The sequence below is a fragment of the Streptomyces sp. NPDC088766 genome, from assembly GCF_044750845.1.
GTDB lineage: Bacteria > Actinomycetota > Actinomycetes > Streptomycetales > Streptomycetaceae > Streptomyces.
Window position 1 is genome coordinate 360,077 of sequence record NZ_JBIVKQ010000001.1, and the last position, 14,077, is coordinate 374,153.

Below are 14,077 nucleotides of genomic sequence, written 5' to 3' on the forward strand. Positions count from 1 at the left end.
GCCGACTCACAGCAGGTGGTCGGCCTTCCCCGCCTTGATGTCGAGGATCATGGTCCGCAGCGCGTCACGGGAGTCGGTGAGGTAGGCCTCCTCGGCCCCGGCTATGGCGATGTAGGCGTTGCCTTCGGGGTCGGTACCGAGGCGGAAGCACGCCGATCCCTCGGCGCAGAAGGGTTCTTCCCAGGTGATGTCGGGCACGTTCGTCTCCTAGAGTTGGCTGGCGATGTCCTGGATGAATCCGTACGACTCCTCGGGTGAGAGCGCACGTTCCTCCATCCAGTCGAGTTGTGCGCGGTACTTGCTCAACTGGGTTTCCTGGTAAAGGAATTCCGGACCGTGCGTGCTGTCGACCTGGACGGTGTCCAGTTGTGGCACCGGACCTTCCAGGTAGACCACGGTCTGCCCGGCACCGGGAAACGAACCGGCCTCGAACGGAATGACGCGCAACGTCACATGAGGCCGCTCCGACGCGGCGAGCAGATGCTCGAGCTGTCCACGAGCGACCTTGCGTCCGCCGAACTGCATGCGCAGGGCGGCCTCGTGCAGTATCCCGACATACTCGGTGGGCGTCTCACGCTCCAGGATCCGCTGCCGTTCCAGCCGGTGGGCGACCCGCAGCGCGACCTCGTGCTCGGGCAGGGGCGGAAGCGCGGCCTTGAAGACGGCTTGCGCATGATCGCCGGACTGCAGCAGTCCTGGCATGTGGACGAGGTGGACGCTGCGGATTCCCGCGGCGTGGTACTCCAACTCGGCGATGTCGAGGATCCCGGTGGGAAGGCTGCCCCGGTACCGCTCCCACCAGCCCCGCTCGGACGGCTGGGCCATCCCGACCAGAGCGTCGATGTACGCCTCGTCGTCGCAGTCACAGTTGCAGGCCAGGGTGCGCAACCGCTCGGGGCTGATGGCACGTGTGCCCGACTCGATGTTGGAGATCTTCCCCCGGTCCACGCCGAGCAGACCGGCCGCGTACTCCCCGGTCATGCCGGCGGCAGTACGTAGCCTCCGCACCTCTGCGCCGAGCCTTTTCTGACGTTCGGTCGGAGACGTCCTCGCGGCCATGCGGTTCCCTCCTCGGAGCCGGAGTCACTCTATCGGGGCACGTATTGCCCCAACTAAGGGGCAACATAGGCCCCTTTCCTCTACCTTCAGTGATGCACAAGCTACACACCGCTGTCGGCAGTGCACCGCGCGAGCCTGCCCGCACGCTTCTTCCCTGGGAGGGGCGGGCCCGCGCCAGGGAGACGAGCCACCGACCGCACACGCCTGCCCACCCATCACGAGGAGACCGGCCATGCCCATGCCCCGCTGCCCGCTCGCCCCCACCTTCCCCGCGGACTTCACCGCCCCCGTGCCCGAAACCGTCTCCTACAGCCTCACGCTCCCCGCCGCCCTGGCGAGCCCCGCCCTCGCACGGGCAACGACCCGCGAGGTCCTCAAGGCCCACGACCTGCACGACATGCTGGACCCGGCACTGCAAGCGGTGGGCGAACTGACGGCGGTGGCAGCCCAGTTCACGGAGTCCGCGGACTTCTACCTCTCCCTCCGCTACCGCGCGAACACCCTGCGAGTGATCGTCTACGACAACCACCCCCGCCACGCCCAGCCCCACCTCGCCACCGCCTGCGACACCCGCCGCCGAGCGGCACTCCGCCTCCTGGCCTGCGTCTGCCGCGCCTGCGACGGCGACTGGGGCTTCGGCGAGTCCCGCGAACCGGGCGGCGGCACCCGCATGTGGGCGAGGCTGCCGAGGCGGAGCGCGGCGGCCTACGGTGCGGCTACGGGAAGGGAATAGCCGGGAGCTCAGGGTGACTCGGCGGCGAGATACACACGTGTGTTCGCCAGCCGCACCGACGAGGCCCGGAATCGCATACCGGCCTGATCGCGGCCCAGGCGGACGGCGATCTCCTTCTCCGGCACGGCCGAGACGCCGAAGCTCTCGGCCTCGGAGGCGGTCCACCCCGCGACGGCTATTTCGGTCACACCGCAAAAGAGAAGGTAGAACTCCAGCCGGTTGTACGGCTTCTCGGACCACTCGGGCAGAGGATGCGAGGGAAGGTGGACGGTCTCGAACCCGAGCGTGACCGAGTCACCGCGTTCGTCGATATGGACGTAGAACAGATCGCACTTCTCCGGAGCGGGCGGAAGGTCCGGGTCTTGAGTAGCCGCAGCGGCGCGAAGTCCGGTCTGATCAAAGATGTGCAGTCGAATGCCCCCTGCGGCGTGGGATCTGAAAACGGGTTTTCTGTTCCTCCCCAGGTGAAGGTGTAGTCGCCAGTCGACCCATTAAATGCGGCAGTTGCATCATTTTTGGGAAGCCCGAATTATTCTTGGGTCCACAAATTCATGGCAAGTGCTGCGGCTTCGGCCCTGTAGTCACTCAACGGCATTTCTAGGCTGATCACTTGAATTGTGACGCCTTCCGGGAGCCTGGTGTCGATCTCCTGGGCATTGAGAGCGAGCCCGAAGGAGAGCCGTGCAACATCTTTCCAGTGGAGACCGTCGGGGGCAGTGTCAATCGGATGTTTCCGTATACCTGAATACTGGGAGCGGTGTTATCTGTAGGGCGTCTTGATTCTGTGGTGAGATCGACCGCTAGTCCGCCGAAATGCCTATGTAGACGATATCTAGTTTTTCGCATCATTCGGATTAGTCATCCAGTTGTCACGGTTGTGCGCCACCAAGCCGCATGGTGTGAATCTAAAATTCAGCCCTTGAGGGCGGGGATCTCCCGGAGTTTATGGATGATCATTTTAAAATCTTCTAGCGCTACGAGGCAGAAGTCCTGGTCATTTTTGTTGATCAAATCAACGGCATCTCTGAAAGCGGGATCTGCTAGCCCTCCGGCTTCATGGAGAATCCGAGTCGGCAAAATCACCCAATTTCTTCTAGACCTGTCAAGCGTCCATTCGACTTGCGTAGGAAGCGCCTTCACGGCGGCTTCAATGTATTGTGCAGTCCTTTCCTCGGGGGCTGTGTAGCGCCACCCCATGTAAGGCACCTGATGGTAGCCGTACCTTGGATTGACCTCCAAGGGCAGCTTGAACCATTCGAGTTCCCCGAATCGCCTGAGCGCCTTTACGGCGCTCTCGCTGCGAATTGACATGGTGATCCATTCCCGTGCTACCAGAGAGGGCCCGAGTATCCCCCGTTTTGGACGTAAATTTTCTTGCCTGGGTTCTCCAGTCGAATGGCTCGTTCGTAATCGCCATATGTGATTGGATTCGAACTCATGGCTGGGTCGTAGACGTACCTCCCGTCAGTGTATACGTCATGGTATCGGTACTCCTGAACTTGGGATCCTGATTGCTCTGGGATGTTGATGGTCGAGCTGTGAGGTGAGGTGAAGTTGACGATTTTTCCTTTCCCTCCGTTTTCTCTCAAGATGTACTCGGCGATCTCTGAGCAGTCGATATTGCCGCCAATGGGGGCGGACCTCATGGCGGTGATAGCTCCTTCGTCGGGCGGATAGTTTGGATTCGGTTCTCTGAAGTCGTAGGTGCCACGGTCGCCCTCGCTTCCAGGGTAATCAGGAGCGAGGCCGAGCGAGTCCGATCGTAGGTGCGGATTTTCGACATATGTGGCGGGGTTCGGCGAAGGGGTGATTCCCAGTGGATCTCGTGTGAGGTAGCGAGCGATCCCCGGCTCGTAGTACCGGAAATAGTTGTAGTGCAGCTCGCTCTCGGGGTCGTAGTACTGGCCAGGGAAGCGCAATGGCGTGTAGGCGGTACTGTTCACGGCCCAAGCGGTTGTGCCCCACAGCGTGCTACGAGTCCGCCAGGCGACGACGCCCTGCTCGTCTACGAGTTCGTTCGGCGTACCGATCAGGTCCGTGACGATGGTGAAGAAGCGGGAGTCGATCTCCTCCTGCGCGGCGTCGCTCCCGAGGATGCGTTCGGTCTGGACGACGGGTTGCAGACCCTTGTGGTCCCACGTGAGGGTGACGGGGTTGGGCAGGTCCGTGGACGTGGTGGTCTGTTCGCACAGGGTCGTGCCGTCCCAGGTGAACAGCACCTGCTCGACTACCGTCTCGCCGTCCTCCGCCAGACGCAGCTTCGCCGTGCGGCGGCCCAGTGGGTCGTAGGTGTACCGCCAGCGCGTGCCGTCCGGAGTCGTCACCGACGTCAGGCGGTCCTCGGCGTCCCACTCGTAGCGCCAGGTGTCAGGCCTGCGGGACAGGCGGGTTTTCTGGCGCAGGACGATGCGGCCGAGCGCGTCGTGTTCGTAGCGGACGCGGCCGGCCCGGGTGATGCGGGTGCCCGTGTACTCGCGGTCGCCGGTCGCCTCCCCGCCCGGGTGGGAGGCGGGCCAGGACGCCGAGGTCTGGTTGCCGGTCGCGTCGTACGCGTACGTCTCCGTCCAGTCCGCCGCGTGCACCGCCGTCACCCGGCCCGCCGCGTCCAGGTCGAAGCGGCAGGAGCCGGAGAGCTGGTCGTCGATGCCGGTCAGGTTGCCGTCGGCGCGGTAGGTGTAGGTGCGGGACTGGACGGCGTGGCCGCCCGGCCCCGTCACCGACTGCCTCGTCAGGCGGCCGAGGTCGTCGTAGCCGTGCTCCAGGGTGACGGTCTCGCCGATGCGGCGGGCCAGTTCGCGGCCCGCCTCGTCGTACGTGAAGTCGATGGAGCGGCCCGAGGCCGTCATGCCGGTGCGGCGGCCCGCCGCGTCGTACGACCACGTCGTCACCGCGCCGGTCGGGGTCGTACGGCCCGTTCGGCGGCCCGATTCGTCGTACCCGTAGGTCAGGGTCCGGCCGTCGACCGTCTCGGATCTGAGGCGCCCGAAGCGGTCCCGCAGCAGGGTCACCCCGGTGCTGTCCGGGCCCGTCGCCTGCGCGAGCCGGTCGGTCATGTCGTACGCGTATGTCGTGACCCTGCCGGCCACGTCCTTGCGGATCACCTGCCCCAGCGCGTTGCGCTCGAAGAACACGACCTCGCCGAGCGCGTTCGTCCGGGACGTCAGACGGTCCGCCTCGTCGTACGTGTACGTCAGCGCGCGGTCGTCGAAGTCCGTCTCCGTGACCAGCCGGCCGGCCGCGTCGTACGCGTACGTCCACGTCAGGCCCTGCGGGTTCGTGACCTTCGTCAGCCGCAGCTCCAGATCGTGGTCGAACGTGTACCGCACGCCGTCCGGGCCGGTGCGGGCCGTCAGCAGGTCGAAGTGGGTGTACTCGAAGTGGGAGACGCCGCCCGTCGCGTCCGTGTGGCTGGTGCAGTTGCCCTCGCCGTCGTACGTCCAGGACTCGGTCGTGCCGTCGGCTGCCGTACGGCGGGCCGGGCGGCCCTCCACCGTCCACTCCAGGCGGGTCGCCGATCCGGTGGGGTCCGTGACGGTGACGGGGCGGCCGAAGGCGTCGCGTTCGTAGCGGGTGACCGAGCCGAGCGGGTCCGTGATCTCCAGCGGGAGGCCCGCACGGTCGCACACCACCGTGGTCGTGCGGCCGAGAGGGTCGGTCACCGACGTCAGGTGGCCGGCCTCGTCGTAGGTGAAGCGGGTGGTCCGGCCCGCCGGGTTCGTCACCGACGTGCGGTTCCCGCGGTCGTCGTACGTCTGGCGGACGGTGGTGCCGTCCGGGTTCACCACCTTCACCGGCAGCCCGAGGTCGTTGTACTCGGCCCTCGACGCGCGCCCGTCGGGACGGGTCAGCGCGAGCAGATTGCCCGCTGCGTCGTAGGTGAACGTCGTCCGGTGGCCGAGTGGGTCCGTGCGGGAGAGGAGGCGGTGGTACCGGTCGCGTTCGAAGCGGGTGACCGCGCCCGGCGGGTCGGTCTCGGCGATCACCTGGCAGGCGTCATTGACGGTGTAGCGGCGGGTGTGGCCCTCGGCGGTGGTGGTCGTGGTGACCCTCAGACCGGTGTCCGGGTCCCGTTCGCCGTACGACAGCCGCAGGCTCATGTGGCCGTGCGAGCCGCCCTCGGCGACGCAGCGGTCCCGGTCGTCGTACGCGTAGGTGTAGCCGCGGTCGTTCGTGTCCGTCCAGGAGGTGACGCGGCCGGCCTCGTCGTAGGTGAAGCGCAGGGGCAGGCCGGAGGAGTTGACGACCTCCGTCAGGTTGCCGTCGGTGTATCCGTAACGCATCAGCACCTGGTCGGCCGCCGACAGACGCAGGGCGGTGACCCTGCCCGCCTCCGTGGAGACACGGACGTCGTAACCGGCGCTGGAGACGATCCCCAGCGGCGTGCCCTCGGCGTCGTACTCGAAGGTGAGCCAGTTGCCGTTGCGGTCGTCGATCTGTTCCAGGACCGCCAGGTCGTCACCGCGGTCGGCGAAGTGCCAGACGCGGCGTGTCCGCGGGTCCGTGACCGTGTAGCCACCGTCCACGCGGTCCAGCGGCCGGCGCGGGCCGTGACCGGGAAGCGTCGGCAGACCGGGTGCGGGGTGCGGGTAGGACAGCAGCATGCCGTCCTCGGTGACGAAGACGACGCCCTCGGAGTCGATCTCGAGGCGCTGGTCGACCGTCGAGGACCAGGACGGTCCGAACCAGCGTCCGAAGCGGTAGCCCGACTCCACGCGTCGCCGGAAGACGAGGGGGAGGGCGCCCGGCAGCGTCACGTCCGTCTGCGGCAGGTACATCCTGCCGGTGGTGAGGTCGACCGGGTCGGTGGGATCCTTGTCGACCTTGTCACGGGGATTGGGGTTGTCGTACTCGGCGGGACGCTCCCGGGCCGTCTCGGCGGCTCCCCTCCCCTCCCGGCGTGCCGCCGTCTCGGCGGCCTCCTCCATTCCGGCCTTGACGCCGGCCCGTATGCCGCCCCGGGCCGCGCCCAGGCCCTTGGTGCCGATCAGCTCCGGAAGCAGCCGCCCCGTTCCTTCCGACGGGTCCTTCACGAAACCGTCCCATGCCGCCTTCGCCGTGCGCTCGGGGTGTGAGGCGGCCGAGACGAGACCGGACAGGGTCATGCTGACGTTCTGGAGGTATTGCGCCGGGTGCGTGACGTTGTACGGGTCCATCGGGTTGAGGCCGCGGGCGAAGTTCACCAGCCCGGCCGTGCCCTTGACCACGCCGCCCAGGAGGTGCAGGCCCTCGGTGTTGACCGCCGCGAACCCGTCGCCGGCATCGGCCTTGAGGCGGTCGAACGCCGGTGGTTCGGCCGGGGCGTGGGCGAGCGCGGCGGTGACCGAGGTGGCGGCGGTGCGGCCGGCGTCGTTGCGCTGGCGCCGGGCCTCCGCGAGGATCTCGCGGGCACGCGCGATGTCGGCGGAGCCGGGGTCCTCGAATTTTTCCGGGCGCGGGCCGGGTTCCTCGTTCGCCTTGATCTTGGCGTTGTAGGCGTCGACGCGTTTGTTGTACGTCTCCCTCGCCTGCTCGGAGGCCTTCTGGCCCTGCTTGTACAGGGCGATGGCGTTCTTCGCCTGGCCCTGTGCCCAGGTCACCGTGTCGGCGAAGTCCTCCAGGGCCTTGGCGGCCTTGTCACAGGCGTCCGCCGCGCGCAGCCACTTGGCGGGATGCATGGCGAACTTCTCGCGGAAGGTGTCGGCGGCCTCGCCCTTCCAGTGCGAGGAGTCCAGCTTCCGCATGCCCTCGCCGGTCGTGTCGAAGGCCTTCCGGAAGTCCTTGAGGTGCCCGGCAGCCCCCCGGATGGCAGCCGGGTCTCCGTGGATCAGCTCGTCGGCCTGGTCGGTCTCCCCGAGCTGCTGCTCGCCCGGAGTCGCCCCGAGCTCCGAGGCAAGACTGTCACCGAAGTCCTCGACCTTGTCGGCCCAGCCCTCGGCGCCGACCCTCTCCAGTCCCTCCCCGATGAGGTCGGTGCCTTTGTCGATGCCCTCACCGAGGAACTTCTTGCCCGCGTCGACACCGTCATCGATCTTTTCCAGACCGGAGTCGACCAGCTTGCCGATGTCCATCAGCCGGTGTTCCCGTCCTGCTGCCCCTGCTGCCCCTGCTGCCCCTGCTGTTCCGCTGCCTCGGCCCGCTCCTCCGGTGAGGGACCGAAGGTGTCGTCGAGCCACTGGTCGTACTGCGCGTCATCCACCCCGAAGGCGCCGTGCAGGTTCTCGGGGTTGAGGTACATCGGCCCCGCCCAGCGCGAGGTCATCACGTCCCGGCCCGCGTCCTTCCAGCCCTGTTTGCTGTTCTCCCACGCCTGCTCGAAGGACTCCTTGCTGTAGTCCGGATTGCGGTAGGCGTCGATGTTGTTCTGGGCCAGCTCGCCCCAGCCCATCCGCGTGACCTCCTCCTCGGAGGCGTACGGGTTGCCCAGCAGCGAGTTCGCCCCGACCTTCAGCGCGCCACCGACGTACTCGTCGGTCTCGTGGAGCGTGCCCGCCGCGAGCCCCACGTTCTGCGCGAAGCCGTTCCCCTCGATCACGAGCGAGCGCACGCCCCACTCCCAGCGCTCGCAGAACGTCGTGAACGCCGACGTCAGCCCCTCGTGCCCCAACTGCAGTCCCGAGAGGGAGAGTCCGGAGAAGCCCCGGCCCGACCCGGCCATGCTGTCGACACCGATCTCCTTCAACTCGGCCAGCGTCAGAGTGATCCCCCGGGCGATCGAGTCCAGGCCCGACGCCTTGATGTCCTTGTCCTCGTCACCGCTCATCGCGGCTCCTCCCCGTGTGCCGCCCGTAAGTCCACCGCCACCGCGTCCGGCACGATCCCTGCCACAGGCGGGAACAGCACGCCGTTCCCCTCGCTCCCCACGTCCAGAGCCACCCCGCACGGCACGCCCGTCGCCCCGACCCCGGCGTCCAGCAACCGGGCTCCCAGCACCCGCCGGTACGGCCACTCGCGTGCGGCTTCGCCCCTCGCGATCGCGAACCGGGCAAGCGCCGACTCGTCGGAGAAGGCGTACAGCCAACGGATCCCGCCGTGGTCCGCGACCAGGGGGGCCTCGTCCTCGCCGACCGGGACCAGGACGGCCGTACGGCGGAACTCGCCCAGCAGCGCGCCGAACTCGCGACGGCCGCGGGCGATGTCGTCCGTCTCCGGGAAGGAGGGCGCGAGCTCGGGTGATGCCGGAACGGGCGAGGGTGGTGCTCCGTCGTCCGGGGCGGGAAGCACCTTCGCGGTGGCCGAAGGGGGGCGCTCGTCCGCCGTGCCCGGTCCGGTCAGCTCCGCGTAGTCGTCCAGTACGGACCTGCGGGTGTGGGCCTTCGGACCGTCCCCGTCCCCCTGTTCAGCCATGTCCGGCATCAAAACACCAGCACATTGCCGACCGCAACGCCGCCTCGCCGGAAGGCGGTTCGGCGTTGCGGTCGGCGGCACCCGTATGCGGGCGAGGCCGCTGAGGGGAGGCGCAGCGACGTACGGCAAGAGTCCGCCGGGCCGAGCGTCGGGCGGCCGGCAGCGACTCCTCCGTTCTGAGCAGCGTCAAGGCGCATGGTGTCTCTGTTCTCGTTCTTCGGCCCGCCCGCCGTCACCCTCCTCCTCTTCGCCGTCGGGACGTTCCCGTACGCGCTGTGGGTGAGCAGGAGGAAACCCTCACGACCGGCCCGCTGGGCTGCGATCGGGGTTGCGGCAGCGCTCGCCGCCTACGGGGCCGGAACCGTCTACGGGCTCGCCTTCACGAATCCGCTCGACGTGTGCGGGGACAAGACCGGTGGCGGCGTGTACATGGATGCCGGGCGGGACCACGTCCTGGTCTCGGTGAGTGTGGACAGTTTCCCCCCGTCCATCACCTGTCACTGGACCGGCGGCCACAGTAGCCAGGAGGTGCGGTTCTGGGTTCTGCCTCTGCTGTACGCGGGGCTGGCCTGCGTCGTCGTCTGCTCCGCCCTGCTCCTCGTCGACCGCCGTACGTACAGGGAGGCTGGGTGATCATTCTGCTGAACTGGCGCTTCCTGACCTGGTGAGCCATCTGGCCACCCGACCGCAGGACACCCTCGTCGACCGTTTCTGACCTCTGTGTCCCACACGGCTGTGACACGGAACTGAGAAGCCGATCTGGATGAAGTGCCGGCTTCGGCCGTCCGACATCGCTGATGTCGACTGTGGATGTCAGGTGCCTTCTCACCCGTGGCTCCCACCGAAGCGACCGGCGAAGGCCATATCCGGCCGCCACGGCCGAAGGTCTGTCGGTGCAAGCCTTCGGCCGTCACGTGCTACCTGGTGGCACCGAGTGCTACCTTGGTCGATATGAGCGTTCAGCCCGAAATCACCCAACGGGATCTGCGCAGCCGGTCCCGAGAGATCATGGATGCCATACAGGGCGGCCAGTCGTTCACCGTCACTCGCGACGGACATCCGATCGGCCAGCTCGTCCCGCTGCGTCGACGCCGTCGGTTCGTCTCCCGCCAGGAGTTCGCCGCGATGTCCAGGACCGCCCCCGGCATCAACCTTGACAGGTTCCGCGCCGATCAGGACGCCACGGCCGACACCTACCTGGACGACCCCTATGACCGTTGACCGCTCGACGTATCAGCAGGGCCTCCTCGACACCAACATCATGATTCTGCGCCGCTGGGTGGCCCCCGAGGAGTTGCCGGACGAAATGGCGATCACCGCCATCACCCTGGCCGAGCTGTCCGCCGGTCCGCACGAGGTCCGTCGCAACGACGAACAGAGCAGTTACGACGAGCACGCCGAACGCGCCCGCAGGCTCGACGTCCTGCAACGCGCCGAGAACGAGTTCGACCCCATCCCCTTCGACGCCGAAGCAGCCCGCATCTACGGCCGTATCTGTGCCGCAGTGATCGGCGCCGGCCGCAAGCCGCGCCGCCGGGTGGCCGACCTGATGATCGCTGCCATCGCCGTGGCCGAGGGCCTCCCCCTCTTCACGACCAACCCCGACGACTTCAAAGAGCTGGACGACCTCCTCACCGTCGTGCCGGTCACCCGGCCGAGGGTGCCCCACGAAGGCTGACGGCAGGGCACCGGTGCGGTGGAAGCACACCGGACTTCATGGTCCGCGCGTGGCACGGATGTGATCATGGGGCAGGGCCGGTTCGAGAGATCAAGTCCTTGGAACCGGCCCTGTGCCGTGTGCCCCCGGCAGGATTCGAACCTGCGACACCTGCTCCCTGCGCTGGACTGGCTACGGGGCACGGCTGGCCGGCGACCCGAGGGTTGTCCCGTGAGCGGGTTCCGTGGCTGGTTGCCTCAGAGGAAGGCCGGCGGGGCGTCCTTTTCGATGCAGAGGCGCAGGACGCCCGCCAACCGGCGGGCGTCCTCCAGGTGCTGTTGGAGGGGCTGGTCGCTTTTCCCCCGTGCCCACTGGTCGGTGATCGCCTCCAGCCGGACCAGAACGGACGCACACTCGGCAGGCGAGAGGTCGTCACCCCCTCAACCGGCGTCCGCCCTACGGCAGCCCGTGCACGTGCGGTCCCACCGCGCTGGACCACGCGTTGCCCGCCGTCGCGTCCCAGTTGGTGGACCAGGTCATCGCGCCGCGGAGGTCGGGGTAGGTGCGGGACGGTTTGAAGGTGCCGCAGGAGGTTCCCCTGGTCAGGCAGTCCAGGGCGTTGTTGACGACCGTGGGGGAGACGTAGCCGCTGCCCGCGCCGCGGGTGGAGGCGGGGAGGCCGAGGCCCACCTGGGAGGGGGCGAGGCCGCCTTCGAGCTGGATGCAGGCCAGGGCGGTGAGGAAGTCCACGGTGCCCTGGCTGTAGACCTTGCCGTCGCAGCCCAGCATCGAACCGCTGTTGTAGTACTGCATGTTGACGACCGTGAGGATGTCCTTCACGTTCAGGGCCGTCCGGAAGTAGGAGTTGGACGTCGACTGCATGTCGATGGTCTGCGGGGCCATCGTGAGGACGAGGGACGGCCCCGCCTTCGCGGACAGCGAGCGCAGCGCCTGCGTCATGTACGTCGCGTCGAGACCGTTCTCCAGGTCGATGTCGACGCCGTCGAAGCCGTACGTCTGCATCAGGGCGTGGAGGGAGTTCGCGAAGTTGGTGGCGGAGGTGGGGTCGTTGACGGTCACCGTGCCGCGTTCGCCGCCGACCGAGATGATCACCTTCTTGCCCGCCGTCTGCTTGGCCCTGATGTCGGCCTTGAACTGGTCGACGGTGTAGCCCTTCAGGCCGGCCGAGTCGAGGGTGAAGGTGACCGCGCCCGGAGTCGTCGTCGCGTCGGCGAAGGCGACCGCGATGATGTCGTACTGGGCGGGCACGTCGGAGATCCGCTGGACCGTCGCGCCGTTGTCGAAGTTCTGCCAGTAGCCGGTCACGGCGTGCCTGGGCACCGAGCCCCCGCCGCCCGGTCCGGTCGCGGCCGTCCGCCCGGTCACCGCCGCCGACTTCACCGACTCGCCGGCCGCGTTCGTCGCGGTGACCTGGAAGGAGTACGACGTGGCCGCCGCGAGTCCGGTCACGGTGGCCGAGGTGCCGGTCACCGCCGTCACCTTCGTACCGTCGCGGTAGACGCCGTACCCGGTCGCGCCGGAGACCGCGTTCCAGGCCAGGGAGACGGACGAGGACGTCGTGGCGGAGACCGTGAGACCGGCCGGGGCGGACGGGACCGTGGGGCCCGGGTCGGTGCCCCCGCCGCCGTCGGGGCCGTACACCGAGACGTCGTCGGCGAGGTAGGCCGCCTGGCCGTACCAGCCGTGCAGGTAGATGGTGACCGAGGTGGTCGACGCGCCGGTGGAGAACGTCGTCGACAGCTGCTTCCAGGCGGCGGAGTCCGGGGTCCAGGTGGAGACGTCGGTGCTGCCGGTGCCGGTCGCGCCGAGGTAGGCGTAGCCGCCCTGGACCCACGCGCTCAGCGTGTAGGTGGAGTTGGGTTTCACGGCGACCGTCTGGGTGCAGCGGGCGTTGTCCTGGCCCGCCGGGGTCGCCTTCAGCGCGGCCGTGCCGCCGTGCACGGGGGAGGCGACGGTGGTCCCGCTGCCCGCGGAACACGTCCAGTTGCCCAGGCCGGACTCGAAGCCGGCGTTCCTGGCGTTGTTGACGTCCGCGGCGGACGCCTGGCCCGTGCCCGCGAGGGTGAGGGCGAGCGCTGCGGTGACGGCTCCCGACCAGAGCCGGGCCGATCTTTTAAGTGGGGACATGACAATAAGTTGGTCCAGACCAATTCCGTTGTCAAGCGTCAAGGGGCCGGTCCGCGACGGACCCTCGTGAGCAACCTGCCCCGTTTTGCAGTGACTTGCGTGAAGATCCGTCCGCAGGCGGCCACGGAAAGCTGTTCTCCCGCCACAGCGGCGTGGATACAGTGCTGAGGTAGTCACGCAATGAAGTCACCTCGGTGCGCCGGAGTAACTCCCGGTGGACCGGACCGCGGGAATCGGGGAGCTGCGCGTGCCAACTGCCATTGCCGTGACCGGTGCCGACCTGGCCCTGCCGCCGCAGGACGAACGCACCGTGCCCGCCGCCGTGCTCGACGGCCTGGACCGCCGGCCCCTCGACCAGGCCGTCGCCGACGTCCAGACCCTCCTCGACCAGCACGGGCACCTCGTCGTCGTGTACTCGCAGGCGGTCCCCGCCGCCGTCGAACAACGGCTGCACACCGTCCGCTCCCTCCTGGAGAGCGACCGCATCGCCCTGTTCCGGCCGGACCTGCCGCCCCTCGGACTCGCCGTCCTGGCACGCCAGTTGCGCCAGCTCGCCTCCTGCGACCTCAGCCCCGGCGTGCTCGCCTCGGCCGGCCGGCTGCTCACGCACTACATCCACGCCGGCGCGCTCCTCGCCTCCGTGGCCCGCCTCGACCGCGTCCCCGTCGGCCTGACCTCGCACGCCCGGTCGTGGATGCCCGGCAGCCAGTTCGCCGTACTGGCACACCCCCAGCCCCAGCTGGTGAAGGCCGGGCCGGAGACGGTCCTGCCCGGACCCGAGTTCGGCACCCGGATGCTGGTCGCCCGCGGCCGGCTCCAGTCCGACTGGGTCACCGGCACCCTCGCCCCCGCCTGGCGGACCCAGGGCCTGCGCGAGACGGAGGCGCCCGCCGAGTCCGCCGCCTGGTGGGGCACCGACAGGCTGATCGAGTTCTGCGCCTACCTGCCCGACCTGTCGGTCCTCTACCAACTGGTCACCTCGGTCCGCCAGGCCGTGTGCCACTGGTGCGGCGTCGACGTCATCGGCGACCTCTGCGTCTTCTGCTCCGCCACCCCGCCGCCCGCCCACGAGCCCGCCCCCGCCCGCGCCCTCACCGGCGGCGGCCCCCCGCACCGCGCACTCACCACGGGCGGCTGAGCCGGCACGAGGCCCCCCG

Annotated in this window: 13 protein-coding genes and 1 tRNA gene; 5 read left to right on the top strand and 9 right to left on the bottom strand. The window is 68.3% G+C overall.

The genetic code is table 11. From position 1 onward, the window contains the following. Positions 1-6 precede the first annotated feature (6 nt). Together ACIP5W_RS01610 and ACIP5W_RS01615 are read right to left on the bottom strand one after the other, a co-directional pair. The gene (locus tag ACIP5W_RS01610) at positions 7-198 is read right to left on the bottom strand and encodes a hypothetical protein (protein WP_401465033.1); all 192 of its coding nucleotides are present in this window, start codon (positions 196-198) and stop codon (positions 7-9) included. Between the two features lie 9 nt (positions 199-207). Then, complete coding sequence (locus ACIP5W_RS01615; protein ID WP_401465036.1) at positions 208-1,059, bottom strand: helix-turn-helix domain-containing protein; 852 nt, start codon at positions 1,057-1,059, stop codon at positions 208-210. A 232-nt stretch (positions 1,060-1,291) separates the two neighbouring features. On the opposite strand from ACIP5W_RS01615, the gene ACIP5W_RS01620 reads away from it, so the two are divergent. Then, positions 1,292-1,792 carry an ATP-binding protein gene (locus ACIP5W_RS01620; RefSeq protein WP_401465039.1) on the top strand — a complete coding sequence of 167 codons (501 nt, stop codon included), beginning with the start codon at positions 1,292-1,294 and terminating at the stop codon, positions 1,790-1,792. A gap of 8 nt (positions 1,793-1,800) precedes the next feature. Here the strand turns inward: ACIP5W_RS01620 and ACIP5W_RS01625 are convergent, their stop codons facing one another. The 5 genes from ACIP5W_RS01625 to ACIP5W_RS01645 all read right to left on the bottom strand — a co-directional run bounded on the left by ACIP5W_RS01625 (position 1,801) and on the right by ACIP5W_RS01645 (position 9,115). Then, a complete protein-coding gene (locus ACIP5W_RS01625; protein ID WP_401465655.1) occupies positions 1,801-2,256 on the bottom strand; it encodes an Imm50 family immunity protein in 456 nt (151 codons plus the stop codon). Positions 2,257-2,704: 448 nt separating this feature from the next. Then, positions 2,705-3,103 carry a hypothetical protein gene (locus tag ACIP5W_RS01630; protein ID WP_401465042.1) on the bottom strand — a complete coding sequence of 133 codons (399 nt, stop codon included), beginning with the start codon at positions 3,101-3,103 and terminating at the stop codon, positions 2,705-2,707. A gap of 17 nt (positions 3,104-3,120) precedes the next feature. Continuing rightward, positions 3,121-7,839: a putative T7SS-secreted protein gene (locus ACIP5W_RS01635; RefSeq protein ID WP_401465045.1), complete on the bottom strand. Its 4,719-nt coding sequence runs from the start codon at positions 7,837-7,839 to the stop codon at positions 3,121-3,123. Continuing rightward, positions 7,839-8,531 carry a hypothetical protein gene (locus ACIP5W_RS01640; protein WP_401465048.1) on the bottom strand — a complete coding sequence of 231 codons (693 nt, stop codon included), beginning with the start codon at positions 8,529-8,531 and terminating at the stop codon, positions 7,839-7,841. Before ACIP5W_RS01640 ends, ACIP5W_RS01635 begins: the two co-directional genes overlap by 1 nt. Then, the gene (locus ACIP5W_RS01645) at positions 8,528-9,115 is read right to left on the bottom strand and encodes a hypothetical protein (RefSeq protein WP_401465051.1); all 588 of its coding nucleotides are present in this window, start codon (positions 9,113-9,115) and stop codon (positions 8,528-8,530) included. The genes ACIP5W_RS01640 and ACIP5W_RS01645 overlap by 4 nt, the downstream gene beginning before the upstream one ends. A gap of 195 nt (positions 9,116-9,310) precedes the next feature. Between ACIP5W_RS01645 and ACIP5W_RS01650 the strand changes: the two genes are divergently transcribed. From ACIP5W_RS01650 to ACIP5W_RS01660, 3 genes are all read left to right on the top strand, one after another. Further along, positions 9,311-9,748 carry a hypothetical protein gene (locus ACIP5W_RS01650; protein ID WP_401465054.1) on the top strand — a complete coding sequence of 146 codons (438 nt, stop codon included), beginning with the start codon at positions 9,311-9,313 and terminating at the stop codon, positions 9,746-9,748. A 318-nt stretch (positions 9,749-10,066) separates the two neighbouring features. Continuing rightward, positions 10,067-10,336, top strand: a complete 270-nt coding sequence (locus ACIP5W_RS01655; RefSeq protein ID WP_401465057.1) for a type II toxin-antitoxin system Phd/YefM family antitoxin — start codon at positions 10,067-10,069, stop codon at positions 10,334-10,336. After that, on the top strand, positions 10,326-10,793 hold the full coding sequence (locus ACIP5W_RS01660) for a type II toxin-antitoxin system VapC family toxin (RefSeq protein ID WP_401465059.1): 468 nt from the start codon (positions 10,326-10,328) through the stop codon (positions 10,791-10,793). The genes ACIP5W_RS01655 and ACIP5W_RS01660 overlap by 11 nt, the downstream gene beginning before the upstream one ends. Before the next feature lie 120 nt (positions 10,794-10,913). On the opposite strand, the gene ACIP5W_RS01665 is transcribed toward ACIP5W_RS01660, so the two are convergent. Together ACIP5W_RS01665 and ACIP5W_RS01670 are read right to left on the bottom strand one after the other, a co-directional pair. Beyond that, positions 10,914-10,973 (bottom strand) — tRNA-OTHER (locus ACIP5W_RS01665). A gap of 255 nt (positions 10,974-11,228) precedes the next feature. Next, positions 11,229-12,920: a chitinase gene (locus ACIP5W_RS01670; protein ID WP_401465061.1), complete on the bottom strand. Its 1,692-nt coding sequence runs from the start codon at positions 12,918-12,920 to the stop codon at positions 11,229-11,231. 247 nt (positions 12,921-13,167) lie between these two features. On the opposite strand from ACIP5W_RS01670, the gene ACIP5W_RS01675 reads away from it, so the two are divergent. Further along, positions 13,168-14,058 (top strand): hypothetical protein, encoded by an 891-nt coding sequence (locus tag ACIP5W_RS01675; RefSeq protein WP_401465064.1) that lies wholly within the window; start codon positions 13,168-13,170, stop codon positions 14,056-14,058. The last annotated feature ends 19 nt before the right edge of the window (positions 14,059-14,077 follow it).